Source organism: Streptomyces sp. NPDC048248, assembly GCF_043201875.1.
Lineage (GTDB): Bacteria > Actinomycetota > Actinomycetes > Streptomycetales > Streptomycetaceae > Streptomyces.
Map to the genome: position 1 here is coordinate 1 of NZ_JBICZL010000006.1, position 17,446 is coordinate 17,446.

Genomic DNA, 17,446 nt, shown 5'->3' on the forward strand with positions numbered 1-17,446 from the left:
GGTTGATAGGCCAGATATGGAAGACCGGTAACGGTTGGAGTTGACTGGTACTAATAGGCCGAGGGCTTGTCCTCAGTTGCTCGCGTCCACTGTGTAGGTTCTGAAGTAACGACCTGTGTTTTTGCCGGGTTGGTTAACTTCATAGTGTTTCGGTGGTCATTGCGTTAGGGAAACGCCCGGTTACATTTCGAACCCGGAAGCTAAGCCTTTCAGCGCCGATGGTACTGCAGGGGGGACCCTGTGGGAGAGTAGGACGCCGCCGAACAATCATTCAGCTCCGGTCCCTGAACCTCTTGGTTCAGGGACCGGAGCTTTTTTGTTCTGGTTCTCTGGTGGTGCTCGTAACGTGACGTTCACCTGGCCTGACCAGGATCCGCAGACATGGGGACATTCGAAACACTCAAGTCCGCCGGTGTGCGCGCCGGCGATGAGGTCGTGGTGCCCGCCTATGGCAACGCCGAAGTGGCTGAGGCGGTCGTGCAGTTGCGTGCCTTGCCGGTGTTCGCCGACGTGGACGCCGACAGCTACTGCGTCGACCCGGCCGCTGTGTCGGACGTCGTCACCAGCAGGACCGCGGCGGTCGTCGCCGTACACCGCTTCGGTCGGCGGGCTAACGAGGCCTGGATACGCGAGGTCGGCCAGCGCCATGGGTTGCTGGTGGTGGTCGAGGAAGAGCCCGGGGCGGACCCGGGCGGTGTGGAGCGGCGCCGGGAGCATGCGTCATACCTGGACGGCAGGCTCAGTGGAGTCCGGACGCCGGAGGCGGCCGTGGGGCACACCTACGAGCACTATGTGGTGCGGGTGCCGGGGAACGGGCGGCCCGACCGGGACGCGTTCGTGCGTGCCCTGCGGGCCAAGGGCGTGATGTGCCGGGTTCCCGTGCAGGCGCCCGTGTATCGGATGCCGGGGCTGCGGAGGGATGTGTTCCTGCCGCACACCGAGCGGGCCGTTGACGAGACGCTGGCGCTGCCGGCGCATGCGGGACTGTCGCGGCGGGAGTTGCACAAGGTCGTAGGTGCCTGCAATGCGCTGGGTGGATTGTTGCAGCCGGCCTTTTGATCCGATGGGTGGTTCGGAGGCGGCGCGGACTTCAGGTATGATCTATCCCGTTGACGCGCCCCAATAGCTCAGTCGGCAGAGCGTCTCCATGGTAAGGAGAAGGTCTACGGTTCGATTCCGTATTGGGGCTCAAAGAACAAAGGCCCCCGCCATTCGGCGGGGGCCTTTGTTGTGTCCGGAAGTTGACGGCGCTTCAGCCATCGGCGGGTTTTGCTCGGGTGGGGGTCAGGGCCGGATCGGGAGATCCGGCCCTGAGACGGACCTCATTCGGCTGGGACCTCGGGGACGCGCATGGCGAGGATCGCCATGTCGTCGGAGGCCGGTTCCGCAGCGAAGCGCTCCACGGCGCGCAGGACGCGGGCGGCGACAGCGCCGGCGGTCAGGCCGGTGCAGGTGGTCAGGACGTCGGTGAGGCCGTCGTCGCCGAGCATGCGGGTGCCCTCGCGGCGTTCGGTGACGCCGTCGGTGACGCACAGGAGGACATCGCCCGGGTCGAGGGTGACGTTCTGCTCGTAGAGTTCGAGGTCTTCCATGACGCCGAGGAGCGGCTGGGGTTCCGCGGCCGGCTCGACCGAGCCGTCCTGGCGCAGGCGCAGCGGCAGGGGGTGTCCGGCGCAGACGACCTTGAGGAGGGCGCTTCCGTCCTCCTGCGGCCACAGTTCGCCGTAAAGGAGCGTCAGGAAGCGGCTGCGGGCGCCTTCGTCGAGGATGGCGGCGTTGAGCCGCTCCAGGACGGCGGGGCCGCTGAAGCCCTCGCGGGCGAGCAGGCGCAGGGCGTGCCGGGCCAGGCCGGTGACGGCGGCGGCTTCGGGGCCCGTGCCGCAGACGTCGCCGATGGCGAAGCCGTACGCGCCGTCGCGGATGGGGAAGAGGTCGTAGAAGTCGCCGCCGACCTCGTTGCCCTCGCCCGCGGCGCGGTAGATGACCTCGACCTCGACGCCGGGGACGTCGGGGAGCTCCGGGGGCAGCAGGCTGCGCTGGAGGGACTGGCTGATGGCCGTGCGCTCGGAGTAGAGGCGGGCGTTGTCCAGGGCGAGGGCGGCCCGGCGGGAGAGGTCCTCGGCGAGTTCGAGGATTTCCTGGCGGAAGTGCTCCTCGGTGGGCTTGCCGAGGGTGAGCATGCCGATGACGCGGTTGCGCGCGACGAGGGGGAGTACGACGGTCTCGCCGCCGACTGCGGAGGCGGTGGCGAGCGTGGCACCCGGGCCGGTCGAGGGGCGGGCGGAGTTGCCCAGGCCCAGGCTGCGCAGGGACGTGCGCAGGGCGGCGTCGTGCGCGGCGTCGGTGGGGGCGGTCCAGACCCGGGCGCCGGGGGTGGGGACCGGCTCGGGCGGATCGACCTTCATCAGGAGGGTCTTGAGGCCGTCGATGCGGTCCTCGTCCTCGTGCAGGACGTAGGAGAGCTCGGGTTCGGAGCTCTGGTCGGCGACGGTGTAGACGGCGCACCAGGTGGCGAGGGTGGGGACCGTCATCTGGGCCATCAGGGCCAGGGTCTGGTCGCGGTCGAGGGTGCCGGCCAGGAGGTCGGAAGCCTCGACGAGGAAGGACAGCGAGCCGCGGCGGAGCCGTTCCAGTTCGGTGAGGCGGGCGCGTTCGACGGCGAGGGCGATGCGGTCGGCGGCGAACTGGAGGCGCAGCGCCTCTTCGTTGGTGTAGCGGCCGGCGGCCTCCGCGGCGACGCCGAGGGAGCCGGTCAGCCGTCCCTCGACCTTCAGCGGGACCGTGACGACCGAACGCATGCCCGTGCCGCTGAGCAGCGGGACCGCTCCGGGGACGGCGGTGAGGTCCTCGTGGACCGCGGGCATCCGGGCGGAGCCGTAGCGTCCGGAGCCGGCCTCGACCGGGACGCGGGCGAACCGCTGGCGGGCGGAGGGCAGGCCGGTGGAGGCGCGGACCTCCAGCTCGGTCTCGTCGTCGGTGGCCAGCAGGAGGTAGGCGGCGTCGCCGTCGAGCATGTCGCGGGCGCGTTCGACGGTGCGCTGGAGGAGGCCGTCGAGGTCGTCGGGGGCCGGGGAGCCGATGAAGACCTCGAACGGGTCGGACGATCGGCCCTCCGACTGGGCGCCCTGTGAGGCGGCGTCCGGGGCCGGGGTGCGCTGCGGGCTCTGGAGGATCGCCCGTTCGTGGTCGCGGACCAGGAGACAGACCGTGGAGGCCTCGCCGTCGGCGTCGCGGACGCGCAGGTGCGAGGCGTACACGGGGACGACCCGGCCGTCGGCGCCCCTTATGCCGTAGGAGCCCTCCCAGCGGGAGAGCTGCAGGGCCTCGGCGATGCCGGTGCCCGTGCCGGGGGTGTGCGGCCAGGCGGCGAAGTCGGTGAGGGGCTTGCCGATGACCTGCTCGGGGTCGTACGCGAAGAGGTCCTTGGCGTCGTCGTTCCAGAAGCCGATGCAGCCGCTGCGGTCGATCTGGATGACCGCGACCCGGACCCGGCTGTCGGTGACCGGGAGGGCGTCCACGGGGAGGGCGGGGCCGGCGGAGCGGGTGCCTGCGGGGCGCTCGGGGAGGTCGAGCTGGAACCAGACGTGCTTCTGGGCGGCGGTGTACTCCACGCCCCACCGGGAGGCGAGTGCGCCGCACAGAAGGAGGCCACGGCCACCCTCGCGGTCCGGGTGGACGATGGTCTGTCCGGCGTTCTGGAGGGGGATCTCACGTTCGGGGTACCGGTCGGCGACGGAGATGCGCACGCCGCCGTCCGTCCGCAGGCACAGCACGTCCGCGGCGGTGCCCGCGTGCACCACGGCGTTGGTCACGAGCTCGCTCGTCAACACGACGGCGTCGTCGACGATGTCGCCGTAGCCCCAGCCCTGGAGGGTGTCACGGACGAACGCACGGGCAGTGGCGACAGAGCGCCCGACCGGCTCGAAAGTGGCGGCGGCCCGCGCGGTGATCACTGGTCTCCTCGTGCGTGTGTCGGTGATCTGCTCCCCCATGCTGCGGCGCCCCTCCGAATACCTGTTGTGCTCGCACCACCGCCCGTACTGGATGGCCGGGGCGGGGTGGACAGCCGTATGCCAGGTTACTTACCTTCGCCGCGCCTGCGGATGCCGGTCACGTGTGTTTCCGCCCCAATCGTGCCCCGGGACGGGTGTGCGATGCTGCCGAACTGTTATGGCCTCGTTGGGCCATGGTGAAACACTGGGCAAGCATCACGAGAAAGCCTGGGTAGAACGGTCGACCCTGCGGGAGGGACACGGTGGAGTCTGGCGCAGCGGCGCGGGGCGCAAGCACACGCGCAAAAGGCGGACGATCCCGGAACAATGGGACGACCGAGGTGGATACGGCTGCCCTGAATCGGCTGTTGGTCGCTCTTGTCGCCATGCGGGACGGGAACTTCCGCAAGCGGTTGACGGTTTCCGGCGACGGCGTCATGTCGGAGATCGCGGCGGTATTCAACGAGGTGGCGGACCGCAATCTGCACCTGACGGGTGAGCTCGCCCGGGTGCGCAGGGTGGTCGGTCGTGAGGGAAAACTCACGGAACGGCTGGAGGTCGGCGCCTGCGAGGGTTCGTGGGCCGCGGCCATCGACGCCTCGAACGCCTTGGTGGACGACCTCGTACGGCCCGTCTCCGAAGTGGGACGGGTGCTGTCGGCGGTGTCCGAGGGTGACCTGGAACAGCGGATGGACCTGCGCTCGCGCAGTTCGGACAGCTCCTCGGAGCATCCGTTGCGGGGCGAGTTCCTCAAGGTCGGCCGTACGGTCAACGGCCTGGTCGACCAGCTCTCGGCGTTCACCGACGAGGTCACGAGGGTGGCCAGCGAGGTCGGTACGGAGGGCAAGCTCGGCGGTCAGGCGCGGGTGCGCGGAATGTCGGGTTCGTGGAAGGACCTCACGGAATCCGTCAACACGATGGCCTCCCGGCTCACCGCGCAGGTGCGTGACATTGCTCTCGTCACCACCGCGGTCGCGAAGGGTGATCTGTCCCGGAAGGTGACGGTTCACGTCGCCGGCGAGATGCTGGAGCTGAAGAACACCGTCAACACGATGGTGGACCAGCTCTCCTCGTTCGCCTCCGAGGTCACGAGGGTCGCCCGCGAGGTCGGCACGGAAGGGGAGCTCGGCGGCCAGGCGCAGGTGCCAGGTGTCGCCGGCGTGTGGAAGGACCTCACGGATTCGGTCAATCTCATGGCCGGAAACCTCACCGCGCAGGTCCGGGGTATCGCCCAGGTCACGACAGCGGTCGCCAACGGCGACCTGTCGCAGAAGGTCACGGTCAGCGCGCGCGGCGAGGTCGCGCAGCTCGCCGACACCATCAACACCATGACCGAGACGCTGCGCACCTTCGCGGACGAAGTGACGCGGGTGGCGAGCGAGGTCGGCGCCGAGGGGCAGCTCGGCGGTCAGGCGCAGGTGCCCGGCGCGGCGGGGACGTGGAAGGACCTCACCGACTCGGTGAACACCGCGTTCCGCAACCTCACGGCGCAGGTGCGGGACATCGCGCAGGTGACGACTGCGGTCGCCAACGGCGACCTGTCGCAGACGATCACCGTCGACGTGGCCGGCGAGATGCTGGAGCTGAAGAACACCGTCAATACGATGGTGGGTCAGCTGTCGTCGTTCGGTGCCGAAGTGACGCGCGTGGCGCGGGAGATCGGTGTCGAGGGTGAGCTGGGCGGCCAGGCCGCGGTGCCGGGCGCGGCGGGGACGTGGAAGGACCTCACGGACTCCGTGAACACCGCCTTCCGCAACCTGACCGGTCAGGTGCGCAACATCGCGCAGGTGACGACGGCGGTCGCCAACGGCGACCTGTCCCAGAAGGTCACCGTCGACGTCTCCGGCGAGATGCTCCAGCTGAAGAACACCGTGAACACCATGGTCGACCAGCTGTCGTCGTTCGCCGATCAGGTCACCCGGATGGCCAGGGACGTGGGCACGGAAGGCCGGCTCGGTGGCCAGGCCCGCGTGGACGGCGTCAGCGGCACCTGGAAGGAACTCACCGACTCCGTCAACTTCATGGCGGGGAACCTCACCTCGCAGGTGCGGCAGATCGCCCAGGTGACCACGGCGGTCGCGCGTGGCGACCTGTCGCAGAAGATCGACGTGGACGCGCGCGGCGAGATCCTGGAGCTGAAGAACACCATCAACACGATGGTCGACCAGCTCTCCGCGTTCGCCGAGCAGGTCACCCGGGTCGCCCGGGAGGTCGGCACGGACGGCAGGTTGGGCGGCCAGGCGCAGGTGCCGGGCGTCGCGGGCGTCTGGCGGGACCTGACGGACTCGGTGAACGGCATGGCCGGGAACCTCACCGCTCAGGTCCGCAACATCGCGCAGGTCGCCACGGCGGTCGCGCGCGGTGACCTCTCACAGAAGATCGACGTGGACGCCCGGGGCGAGATCCTGGAGCTGAAGAACACCCTCAACACGATGGTCGACCAGCTCTCGTCCTTCGCGGAGCAGGTCACCCGGGTCGCCCGCGAGGTGGGCACCGAGGGCATCCTGGGCGGCCAGGCCGAGGTGCAGGGCGTCAGCGGGACGTGGAAGGACCTCACCCAGTCCGTCAACTTCATGGCGAACAACCTGACCTCCCAGGTCCGCAACATCGCCGAGGTGACGACCGCGGTGGCCCGCGGTGATCTGTCCAAGAAGATCACCGTCGACGCCAAGGGCGAGATCCTCGAACTGGTCACGACCGTCAACACCATGGTCGACCAGTTGTCCTCGTTCGCCGAGCAGGTGACGCGGGTGGCCCGTGAGGTGGGCACCGAGGGGCAGCTGGGCGGTCAGGCGCGGGTGCCGGGTGCCACCGGTATCTGGCTGGATCTCAGCGACAACGTGAACCTGATGGCCAACAACCTGACCATCCAGGTCCGCAACATCTCGCAGGTCTCGGCGGCGGTCGCCAACGGCGATCTGACGAAGAAGGTGACGGTCGAGGCGCGCGGCGAGGTCGCGCAGCTCGCCGACACGGTCAACACGATGGTCACGACGCTGTCGTCGTTCGCCGACGAGGTCACGCGAGTGGCCCGCGAGGTGGGCACCGACGGCATCCTGGGCGGCCAGGCCCGCGTCCCCGGTGTCGCCGGTACGTGGAAGGACCTCACCGAGTCGGTGAACTCCATGGCCAACAACCTCACCGGCCAGGTCCGCAACATCGCCATGGTCACCACCGCCATCGCCAAGGGTGATCTGACCAAGAAGATCGACATCGACGCGCGAGGCGAGATCCTCGCGCTGAAGACCACCATCAACACCATGGTCGACCAGCTGTCGTCCTTCGCCGAGCAGGTCACCAGGGTGGCCCGCGAGGTGGGTACGGAAGGCCAGCTGGGCGGTCAGGCACAGGTGCGGGGCGTGGCCGGCACCTGGAAGGACCTGACCGAATCGGTGAACGAGATGGCGGGCAACCTGACCCGTCAGGTGCGTGCCATCGCCGCGGTCGCCGCCGCGGTCACCCTCGGCGACCACAACGTCCGCATCGATGTGGACGCGGCCGGCGAGATCCTGGAACTCCAGGACAACGTCAACACCATGATCTCCACGCTCCGCGAGACCACCCTCGCCAACGAGGAACAGGACTGGCTCAAGGGCAACCTCGCCCGGATCTCGGGCCTGATGCAGGGCCGGCGCGACCTCAAGGACGTCGCCACGCTCATCATGAGCGAGCTCTCGCCCGCGGTCTCGGCACAGCACGGCGCGTTCTTCCTCGCCGCGCAGCCCGACAGCCAGGAGATCGGCGCGGACGGCGGCGAGGCGGGCGCGTACGAGCTGCGGCTGATGGGCTCGTACGGCTACGCCATGGGCGGGATGCCGACGACCTTCAGGCCGGGCGAGACGCTGATCGGCACGGCCGCGGAGGAGGGGCGCACCATCCTGGTGGAGAACGTCCCCTCGGGCTACCTCAAGATCGCCTCCGGGCTCGGGGAGGCTCCGCCGGCCAACGTGATCGTGCTGCCGGTGCTCTTCGAGGACAAGGTGCTGGGTGTGATCGAGCTGGCCTCGTTCCAGCCGTTCACCCAGATCCAGAAGGACTTCCTCAGCCAGATCGCCGAGATGATCGCCACCAGCGTCAACACCATCTCGGTCAACACCAAGACCGAGGTCCTGCTCAAGCAGTCACAGGAGCTGACCGAGCAGCTCAAGGAGCGCTCCGGTGAGCTGGAGAGCCGGCAGAAGGCGCTGGAGCTGTCCAACTCCGAGCTGGAGGAGAAGGCCGAGCAGCTGCGTGCGCAGAACCGTGACATCGAGGTGAAGAACACCGAGATCGAGGAGGCGCGGCAGGTCCTGGAGGAGCGCGCCGAGCAGCTCGCGGTCTCCATGCGCTACAAGTCGGAGTTCCTGGCGAACATGTCGCACGAGCTGCGCACGCCGCTGAACTCCCTGCTGATCCTCGCCAAGCTGCTCGCCGACAACGCCGAGGGGAATCTCTCCCCGAAGCAGGTGGAGTTCGCCGAGACGATCCACGGGGCGGGCAGCGACCTGCTCCAGCTGATCAACGACATCCTCGATCTGTCGAAGGTCGAGGCGGGCAAGATGGACGTCAGCCCGACGCGGATCGCGCTGGTCCAGCTCGTCGACTACGTCGAGGCGACGTTCCGGCCGCTGACCGCGGAGAAGGGACTCGACTTCTCCGTACGGGTCTCCCCGGAGCTGCCCGCCACCCTGCACACCGACGAGCAGCGGCTGCTCCAGGTGCTGCGCAACCTGCTGTCCAACGCGGTGAAGTTCACCGACAGCGGCGCCGTGGAGCTGGTCATCCGGCCGGCCCGCACGGACGTGCCGGTGGCGATCCGGGAGCAGCTGCTGGAGCACGGTTCGCTGCGCGACCCGGACGCCGACATGATCGCCTTCTCGGTGACCGACACCGGTATCGGTATCGCGTCGAGCAAGATGCGGGTCATCTTCGAGGCCTTCAAGCAGGCGGACGGAACGACCAGCCGCAAGTACGGCGGCACGGGTCTCGGCCTGTCCATCAGCCGGGAGATCGCCCGGCTGCTCGGCGGTGAGATCCATGCGGCCAGTGAGCCCGGCCGCGGCTCCACCTTCACGCTGTACCTGCCGCACAACCCCGGTGGGCTGCCTCCGCAGGGCTACCCGCAGCTGGTGGCCGGCGGTCTTGCGATGGACGCGGAGGCGCGTGAGACGGAGGTCGTGCGGCAGGCCGAGGCCGAGGAGCTGCAGGGCGAGGAGCCGAACGACCCCGGTACCCTCAACCGGCGGCGCCGGCGCAGCGTTTCGGGTGGCGCCCGGCGGTTCGCGCTGCCGCCGTCGTCCCTCCCGCCGAAGCATCCGGCGCAGGCGCCTTCGCAGCCTTCCCAGCCCACGCAGCCGACCACCCAGCAGCCCGCGGACGAGCAATGGCTCGGCAACGGCCAGGATCTGGTGGCCCCGGGGCCCGAGGGCGGGTTCCACGGTGAGAAGGTGTTGATCGTCGACGACGACATCCGCAACGTCTTCGCGCTCACCAGCGTCCTGGAGCAGCACGGGCTCTCGGTGCTGTACGCGGAGAACGGCCGGGAAGGCATCGAGGTGCTCGAACAGCACGACGATGTGGTCCTGGTGCTGATGGACATCATGATGCCGGAGATGGACGGTTACGCGACCACGGCCGCGATCCGTCGGATGCCGCAGTTCGCCGGGCTGCCCATCATCGCGCTGACCGCGAAGGCGATGAAGGGCGACCGGGAGAAGAGCATCGACTCCGGAGCCTCCGACTATGTGACCAAGCCGGTGGATACCGATCATCTGTTGTCGGTCATGGAGCAATGGATGCGCGCGGAGTGACGGGGCGTCCACTATGGAGCCGAAAGAGGATCACCGCGTGCTGACTCAGGGTCGCCGTGGACGTGTGGAAGCGTGGGATTCGGGGAACCTTCTGGTCTCCCGCTGCGTTTCTGCTACGTGCACAGTGACATCGCGGTGACAGGGTGTGGCGACAAGCGGGGTGCAGCTACCATGACCGGCACAAGGACGGGCGGCGTGACGGAGTCGTCCCCTGGGGCGGCGTCCGGTTCCATGCCGGGGCGAGGAGGGCGGGCCATGGTGCAGAAGGCCAAAATCCTCCTGGTCGATGACCGGCCGGAGAATCTGCTGGCGCTGGAGGCGATCCTCTCTGCGCTCGATCAGACACTGGTGCGGGCATCGTCCGGGGAGGAAGCGCTCAAAGCGCTGCTCACGGACGACTTCGCGGTGATTCTGCTCGATGTACAGATGCCGGGAATGGACGGATTCGAGACCGCCGCGCACATCAAGCGGCGGGAGCGGACCCGCGACATCCCGATCATCTTCCTCACGGCCATCAACCACGGGCCGCACCACACCTTCCGCGGGTACGCGGCAGGTGCGGTCGACTACATCTCCAAGCCGTTCGACCCGTGGGTGCTGCGGGCGAAGGTCTCGGTCTTCGTCGAGCTGTACATGAAGAACTGCCAACTGCGGGAGCAGGCCTCTTTGCTGAGGCTGCAGCTGGAGGGCGGGCGGCCGAGCCCCGACGAGGCGAAGGAATCCGCCGGGCTGCTCGCCGAGCTGTCGGCGCGACTTGCCGCGGTCGAGGAGCAGGCGGAGGCGCTGTCCAAGCAGTTGGACGAGTCCGCGGATGCCGCGGCGGTGGCCACCGCCGCGCATCTGGAGCGGAAGCTGACGGGCCTGCGCAGAGCGCTGGACGCACTCGAGCCGGGGTCGGGAAACGGCGCCGGGTAACTGACGCCCCCTCATGAGGCGCAGGCGCGACACGAATGGGTGAAACGCCGCGCGCTCGTGTCCCGCGCGTCGTCGGCTGTAATCTCGTCACCATGGCCTCACGTACGTCCGGCAAGGGAACCCAGAGCACGGCGGGCCCCTCGAAGCAGCGCGCCGGACAGGCCGGAGGCGCCGCCAAGAAGGCCGCAGCGAAAAAGGCTTCGTCCGCCCGGAAGCCACCGGTGAAGAAGACCGTGGCCGCGAAGCGGGCGCCGGCCAAGAGGGCGCCCGCGAAGAAGGCCGCCCCCAAACCGGCGCCGTCGCCGACCGGGGGCATCTACCGCCTCGTCCGTGCCTGCTGGCTGGGCGTGGCGCATGCCGTCGGGGCGCTGTTCCGCGGCGTGGGCCGCGGTGCGAGGAATCTCGACCCGGCCCACCGCAAGGACGGGCTGGCGCTGTTGCTGCTCGGCGTGGCGCTGGTGATAGCGGCCGGCACCTGGTCCAACCTCAGCGGCCCGGTGGGCGATCTCGTCGCGCTGCTGGTGACGGGCGCCTTCGGGCGGCTCGACCTGGTCGTACCGATACTGCTTGGCGGCATCGCCGTACGGCTCATCCGGCACCCCGAGCAGCCCGAGGCCAACGGCCGGATCATCATCGGGCTGTCCGCGCTGGTCGTGGGGGTCCTCGGGCAGGTCGCGATGGCCTGCGGGTCGCCGGGCCGGGACGAGGGCGTCGCGGCGATGCAGGACGCCGGCGGTTATGTCGGCTGGGTCGCCTCCAAGCCGTTGATCTTCGCCGTCGGGCAGACCCTCGCGGTGGCACTGCTGGTGCTGCTGACCGTCTTCGGTCTGCTGGTGGTGACCGCGACACCGGTGAACGCCATCCCGCAGCGGCTGCGCGCGCTCTGCGTGAAGCTGGGCGTGCTGGAGCCCGCGGAGCCCGAGGGCTTCGTCGGCGAGCTGGACGAGTACGACGACGACTGGCGCGAGCAGCCCGCCCGCCGGCCGCGGCGCGGCGCCCCGGCGGATGCGAACGATCCGGACGCGCGGGAGGAAGAGGCGCTCGCCAAGCGCCGCCGTCCGCGCCGGGCGTCCGTACAGCCAGGTGACCGGACGATGGACGCGGTGGATGTGGCCGCCGCGGCCGCCGCCTCCCTGGACGGCGCGGTACTGCACGGCGTCCAGCCCTCCCCGCTCGTCGCGGGGCTGAGCAGCAGCATCTCCGGGGAGCGGCGGGAGCGCGGCGACGAGAGCGGCGCGGGGGAGAGCGGTTCGGTGCCGCCGGCCCGGGGCCCGGAGCCGTCGGCCGCCGTCGAGAAGTCCTCCGCGGTGCCGGACTACACCAAGGCCGCGCCGGAGCCGTCCGGAGAGCTGCCGGCGCGCGCCGAGCAGCTCCAGCTGTCCGGCGACATCACCTACTCGCTGCCCTCGCTCGACCTGCTCGCCCGGGGCGGTCCCGGCAAGACCCGCAGCGCCGCCAACGACGCCATAGTGGCGTCACTGACCACGGTCTTCCAGGAGTTCAAGGTCGACGCCGCGGTCACCGGATTCACCCGGGGGCCGACGGTCACCCGCTACGAGGTCGAACTGGGCCCGGCGGTGAAGGTCGAGAAGATCACCGCGCTGGCCAAGAACATCGCGTACGCCGTCGCCAGCCCGGACGTCCGGATCATCAGCCCGATCCCGGGCAAGTCCGCGGTGGGCATCGAGATCCCCAACACCGACCGCGAGATGGTCAACCTCGGCGATGTTCTGCGGCTGGCCGACGCAGCGGGCGACGAGCATCCGATGCTGGTGGCGCTCGGCAAGGACGTCGAGGGCGGCTACGTCATGGCGAACATGACGAAGATGCCGCACGTCCTCGTGGCCGGTGCCACCGGGTCCGGCAAGTCCTCCTGCATCAACTGCCTGATCACCTCCGTCATGCTGCGGGCCACCCCGGAGGACGTGCGGATGGTGCTGGTCGACCCCAAGCGGGTCGAGCTGACCGCCTACGAAGGCATCCCGCACCTCATCACGCCCATCATCACCAACCCCAAGCGCGCCGCAGAGGCGCTGCAGTGGGTGGTCCGCGAGATGGACCTGCGCTACGACGATCTCGCGGCGTACGGCTTCCGGCACATCGACGACTTCAACGAAGCGGTCCGCAGCGGCAAGGTCAGCTCACCCGAGGGCAGTGAGCGCGAGCTGTCGCCCTACCCGTATCTGCTGGTCATCGTGGATGAGCTGGCGGACTTGATGATGGTGGCGCCGCGGGACGTGGAGGACTCGATCGTCCGCATCACGCAGCTCGCCCGCGCGGCCGGCATCCACCTGGTGCTCGCCACCCAGCGCCCTTCCGTCGACGTGGTCACCGGCCTGATCAAGGCCAATGTGCCGTCCCGCCTCGCCTTCGCCACCTCCTCGCTCGCCGACAGCCGCGTCATCCTCGACCAGCCGGGCGCCGAGAAGCTGATCGGCAAGGGCGACGGGCTCTTCCTGCCGATGGGCGCCAACAAGCCGGTCCGCATGCAGGGCGCCTTCGTGACCGAGTCCGAAGTCGCGGCGGTCGTCCAGCACTGCAAGGATCAGATGGCGCCGGTCTTCCGCGACGACGTCACCGTGGGCACAGCGAAGAAGAAGGAGATCGACGAGGACATCGGCGATGACCTCGATCTGCTGTGTCAGGCCGCTGAACTGGTCGTTTCCACCCAGTTCGGGTCGACGTCCATGCTGCAGCGCAAGCTGCGGGTGGGCTTCGCCAAGGCCGGACGGCTGATGGACCTCATGGAATCGCGCAACATCGTCGGGCCGAGCGAGGGTTCCAAGGCACGCGATGTCATGGTGAAGCCGGATGAATTGGACGGAGTGCTCGCGGTGATCCGGGGGGAGGCTACCGAGTAGCACAGACGTCCGGCTCACCCGTACGAGACGGGGACGCAACCGTTTCTCCTGCCGATACGTCAAGTTGAGGGAGGTGAGGGAACGATGCTGCAACATCAGGCCCGCCGGCTCCGACCGCGGGCGTTCTGATGGCGTACAAACTCTGCTCTCCCGCTTGCCCGACCCTTTCGCTCCACCCCTAGACTGAACCTCCAGCAGGTGGCTACACGCTCGAAAGGCGCCCCCGTGTCCATCGGCAACTCCCCCGAAGACGACCGGCCTTCCGTCGGTCGCGCCCTCCAGCAGGCCCGTATCGACGCACGGCTGACCGTCGAAGAGGTCAGTACGACGACACGGGTGCGCATCCCCATCGTGCACGCGATCGAGCAGGACGATTTCTCGCGCTGTGGCGGCGACGTCTACGCCCGGGGACACATCCGTACGCTCGCCCGCGCCGTTTCCCTCGATCCCGAACCTCTCGTCCACCAGTTCGATGCCGAGCACGGCGGACGGCCCGCACCGACCCCCGCCGCGCCCCTCTTCGAAGCCGAGCGCATCCGCGCGGAGCCTCGACGGCCCAATTGGACCGCCGCCATGGTCGCGGCGATCGTCGCCGTCGTCGGCTTCGTCGGCTTCACGATGTTCAACGGCGGGGAAAAGAACACCGGCGGTCCGATCGCCGCCGACGACACCACGGGTGCCCGCAAGCCGGCGCCCGCCCCGCGCACCACCAGGCCCACCGTCAAACCCGACACCCCCCAGCCCTCCGACAGCGCCATCGCCGGGCTGCCCAAGGACAAGGTCACGATCAAGGTGACCGCCCGGGACGGCCAGAGCTGGGTGTCCGCCAAGGACGCCAACGGCAAGCTCCTCCAGGACGGCCTGCTCAAGCAGGGCGAGTCCAAGACCTTCACCGACAAGAAGCGGATCGACCTGGTCCTCGGTAACGCCGGAGCCGTACAGCTGTACGTCAACGGCAAGGAGGTCAAGCAGGTCGGCGACGAGGGATCCGTGGAGCGGCTCAGCTACACCCCCGGAGACCCGCAGGCGGGCTGATACCCGGCACGACCCCCTCCGCCGCCAGGCCCCGGATGCCCGGGACCGGCGGCGGAGACCTGGGCGCAATGGGTACGGCCGGGACGAAGTAGGCTGAGCCTCATGCCCGAACGCCGTACCGTCGCCCTCGTCACCCTTGGCTGCGCCCGTAACGAGGTGGACTCGGAGGAGCTCGCAGGCCGCTTGGCAGCGGACGGCTGGGAGCTCGTCGAGGAAGCCGCCGAAGCCGATGTCGCCGTCGTCAACACCTGCGGCTTCGTCGAAGCCGCCAAGAAGGACTCCGTCGACGCCCTGCTCGAAGCCAACGATCTGAAGGATCACGGCAAGACCCAGGCCGTGGTGGCCGTCGGCTGCATGGCCGAGCGCTACGGCAGCGAGCTCGCCCAGGCGCTGCCCGAGGCCGACGGTGTGCTCGGCTTCGACGACTACACCGACATCTCCGACCGCCTGCAGACCATTCTTAACGGCGGCATCCACGCCTCGCACACCCCGCGCGACCGCCGCAAGCTGCTGCCGATCAGCCCTGCCGAGCGGCAGGGCGCGGCCGAGGTCGCTCTGCCGGGCCACGCCCAGGACACACCCCCGGAGGACCTCCCGGAGGGCGTCGCACCGGCCTCAGGGCCACGCGCGCCGCTGCGCCGCAGGCTCGGCAGCAACCCGGTGGCCTCGGTCAAGCTCGCCTCCGGCTGCGACCGGCGCTGCTCGTTCTGCGCGATCCCGTCCTTCCGCGGCTCCTTCATCTCGCGCCGGCCCTCCGACGTGCTGGGCGAGACGCGCTGGCTGGCCGAGCAGGGCGTCAAGGAGGTCATGCTGGTCTCCGAGAACAACACCTCATACGGCAAGGACCTCGGCGACATCCGGCTGCTGGAGACGCTGCTGCCGGAGCTGGCCGCGGTGGACGGCATCGAGCGGATCCGCGTCAGCTATCTGCAGCCCGCGGAGATGCGGCCCGGGCTCATCGACGTGCTGACCGGCACCGACAAGGTGGCGCCCTACTTCGATCTGTCCTTCCAGCATTCGGCGCCCGGGGTGCTGCGCGCGATGCGCCGCTTCGGGGACACCGAGCGCTTCCTGGGTCTGCTGGAGCAGATCCGGGCGAAGGCGCCGCAGGCCGGCGCCCGCTCCAACTTCATCGTCGGCTTCCCGGGCGAGAGCGAGAGCGACCTCGCGGAACTCGAGCGCTTCATCACCGAGGCCCGCCTGGACGCCATCGGCGTCTTCGGCTACTCCGACGAGGACGGTACGGAAGCCGCCTCCTACGAGGAGAAGGTCGATCCGGACGTGGTCGCCGAGCGGCTGGCGCGGGTCTCGCGGCTGGCCGAGGAGCTGACCGCACAGCGCGCCGAGGAGCGGGTCGGTGAGCACGTCCGGGTGCTGGTCGACCGGATCGACGAGGAGGACGGCATCGTCGGGCGGGCCGCGCACCAGGCACCGGAAACCGACGGGGTCACGCTGCTCTCGTCCGACCTGGAGCTCGCTCCCGGTCGTATGGTCGAAGCAAAGGTGGTGGCGAGCGAGGGCGTGGACCTCGTGGCCGAGGTGCTGTCGGTGGACGGCGCGGCATGTACCGAGGAGGCGGGCAGATGACCGGAGTCCCGGCTTCCGCAGCGGGTGGCCCGCGCACGGCGCCGGTCGTCCGGCAGGCCGGGCTGTGGAACATCGCCAACGTCCTCACCATGCTGCGGCTGGTGCTCGTCCCGGCCTTCGTGATGCTGCTCATGCACGAGGACGGATCGGATCCGGCCTGGCGCGCCTTCGCCTGGGCGGCCTTCGCCGTCGCCATGATCACCGACATCTTCGACGGACACCTGGCGCGCGCGTACAACCTGGTCACGGACTTCGGGAAGATCGCCGACCCGATAGCGGACAAGGCGATCATGGGCGCGGCGCTGGTGTGCCTGTCGGTGCTGGGTGATCTGCCGTGGTGGGTGACCGGTGTGATCCTCTTCCGCGAGCTCGGCATCACGCTGATGCGCTTCTGGGTGATCAAGCACGGTGTGATTCCGGCCAGTCGTGGCGGCAAGATCAAGACATTGGCGCAGGGCACCGCGGTGGGGATGTACGTCCTGGTGCTCACCGGGCCGCTGGCGACACTGCGCTGGTGGGTGATGGCGGTAGCCGTGGTGCTGACCGTCGCCACCGGGCTGGACTACGTGCGCCAGGCCGTGTCCATGCGCCGGGCCGGGCTGGCCAAGGAGCGGGCCGAGCGGACCGATCGGGAAGCCGTACGGTGACCGGGCCGGGTTCTGCGGCGGCCGGGGCGTTGGAGCAGCTCGCGGGGCGCGGGCAGAGCCTGGCGGTGGCCGAATCGCTGACCGGGGGGTTGGTCGCGGGCGCGCTGACCGCCGTACCCGGGGCCTCGCGCGTCGTACGGGGTTCGGTGACCGCCTACGCCACCGACCTCAAGCGTGCCGTGCTGGGCGTGGACGGCGCGCTGCTGGCCGAGCGCGGAGCCGTGGACGGCGAGGTCGCGCGCCAGATGGCGAGCGGTGTGCGGCGGGCTCTGGGCGCCGACTGGGGCATCGCCACGACCGGGGTCGCGGGCCCCGACCCCCAGGACGGGCAGCCCGTGGGGACCGTGTTCGTGGCGGTCCAAGGCCCCGATGGCGCGGGCGGGGTGCGCCGGCTGGCACTGGAGGGGGATCGTGACCGAATCCGCCTGGACACCGTGGAAGCCGTGATCATCCTGTTGTTGAGCGAACTGACAGAAAATGCGCGGGCACAGGATACGGAACAACACAGGGGGAATTGATGTTTGCAGCCCTGAGAGAACACGAACTTGCGCCCGGCACGGCTGCGGCCCGAGGCGGTACGGTGGGGCGAGAAGGATCCGGATCCGAGGTCCGAGGAGGGA

9 protein-coding genes, 1 tRNA gene and 1 rRNA gene are annotated in these 17,446 nt (G+C 69.4%); 10 read left to right on the top strand and 1 reads right to left on the bottom strand.

Annotated elements, in window-relative coordinates; genetic code table 11:
- The first annotated feature begins 148 nt into the window (after nt 1–148).
- From rrf to ACGFZW_RS13770, 3 genes are all read left to right on the top strand, one after another.
- Nucleotides 149–265 (top strand): 5S ribosomal RNA (rrf, locus tag ACGFZW_RS13760).
- Nucleotides 266–381: 116 nt separating this feature from the next.
- The gene (locus tag ACGFZW_RS13765) at nt 382–1,059 is read left to right on the top strand and encodes a DegT/DnrJ/EryC1/StrS family aminotransferase (RefSeq protein ID WP_393893292.1); all 678 of its coding nucleotides are present in this window, start codon (nt 382–384) and stop codon (nt 1,057–1,059) included.
- Between the two features lie 57 nt (nt 1,060–1,116).
- Nucleotides 1,117–1,189 (top strand) — tRNA-Thr (locus tag ACGFZW_RS13770).
- 133 nt (nt 1,190–1,322) lie between these two features.
- On the opposite strand, the gene ACGFZW_RS13775 is transcribed toward ACGFZW_RS13770, so the two are convergent.
- Nucleotides 1,323–3,992 carry a SpoIIE family protein phosphatase gene (locus tag ACGFZW_RS13775; RefSeq protein WP_393893293.1) on the bottom strand — a complete coding sequence of 890 codons (2,670 nt, stop codon included), beginning with the start codon at nt 3,990–3,992 and terminating at the stop codon, nt 1,323–1,325.
- A gap of 263 nt (nt 3,993–4,255) precedes the next feature.
- Between ACGFZW_RS13775 and ACGFZW_RS13780 the strand changes: the two genes are divergently transcribed.
- The 7 genes from ACGFZW_RS13780 to ACGFZW_RS13810 all read left to right on the top strand — a co-directional run bounded on the left by ACGFZW_RS13780 (nt 4,256) and on the right by ACGFZW_RS13810 (nt 17,344).
- Nucleotides 4,256–9,781, top strand: a complete 5,526-nt coding sequence (locus tag ACGFZW_RS13780) for a HAMP domain-containing protein (protein ID WP_393893294.1) — start codon at nt 4,256–4,258, stop codon at nt 9,779–9,781.
- A gap of 255 nt (nt 9,782–10,036) precedes the next feature.
- The gene (locus ACGFZW_RS13785) at nt 10,037–10,696 is read left to right on the top strand and encodes a two-component system response regulator (protein WP_393893295.1); all 660 of its coding nucleotides are present in this window, start codon (nt 10,037–10,039) and stop codon (nt 10,694–10,696) included.
- A 92-nt stretch (nt 10,697–10,788) separates the two neighbouring features.
- Nucleotides 10,789–13,557: a DNA translocase FtsK gene (locus ACGFZW_RS13790; protein ID WP_393893296.1), complete on the top strand. Its 2,769-nt coding sequence runs from the start codon at nt 10,789–10,791 to the stop codon at nt 13,555–13,557.
- 225 nt (nt 13,558–13,782) lie between these two features.
- A complete protein-coding gene (locus ACGFZW_RS13795; RefSeq protein WP_393893297.1) occupies nt 13,783–14,592 on the top strand; it encodes a helix-turn-helix domain-containing protein in 810 nt (269 codons plus the stop codon).
- A 102-nt stretch (nt 14,593–14,694) separates the two neighbouring features.
- Nucleotides 14,695–16,179, top strand: a complete 1,485-nt coding sequence (gene rimO, locus ACGFZW_RS13800; RefSeq protein ID WP_393893298.1) for a 30S ribosomal protein S12 methylthiotransferase RimO — start codon at nt 14,695–14,697, stop codon at nt 16,177–16,179.
- Entirely contained in the window at nt 16,176–16,826 is a 651-nt protein-coding gene (pgsA, locus tag ACGFZW_RS13805; RefSeq protein WP_393893299.1) for a CDP-diacylglycerol--glycerol-3-phosphate 3-phosphatidyltransferase, read from the top strand. The genes rimO and pgsA overlap by 4 nt, the downstream gene beginning before the upstream one ends.
- The gene (locus tag ACGFZW_RS13810) at nt 16,823–17,344 is read left to right on the top strand and encodes a CinA family protein (RefSeq protein WP_393893300.1); all 522 of its coding nucleotides are present in this window, start codon (nt 16,823–16,825) and stop codon (nt 17,342–17,344) included. The genes pgsA and ACGFZW_RS13810 overlap by 4 nt, the downstream gene beginning before the upstream one ends.
- Nucleotides 17,345–17,446 lie beyond the last annotated feature (102 nt).

Bases quoted from the DNA above. Each gene is read 5' to 3' on its own strand.
- ACGFZW_RS13765 (WP_393893292.1), top strand. From the start codon at position 382: ATGGGGACATTCGAAACACTCAAGTCCGCCGGTGTGCGCGCCGGCGAT.
- ACGFZW_RS13775 (WP_393893293.1), bottom strand. From the start codon at position 3,992: ATGGGGGAGCAGATCACCGACACACGCACGAGGAGACCAGTGATCACC.
- ACGFZW_RS13785 (WP_393893295.1), top strand. From the start codon at position 10,037: ATGGTGCAGAAGGCCAAAATCCTCCTGGTCGATGACCGGCCGGAGAAT.
- ACGFZW_RS13790 (WP_393893296.1), top strand. From the start codon at position 10,789: ATGGCCTCACGTACGTCCGGCAAGGGAACCCAGAGCACGGCGGGCCCC.
- rimO (WP_393893298.1), top strand. From the start codon at position 14,695: ATGCCCGAACGCCGTACCGTCGCCCTCGTCACCCTTGGCTGCGCCCGT.
- pgsA (WP_393893299.1), top strand. From the start codon at position 16,176: ATGACCGGAGTCCCGGCTTCCGCAGCGGGTGGCCCGCGCACGGCGCCG.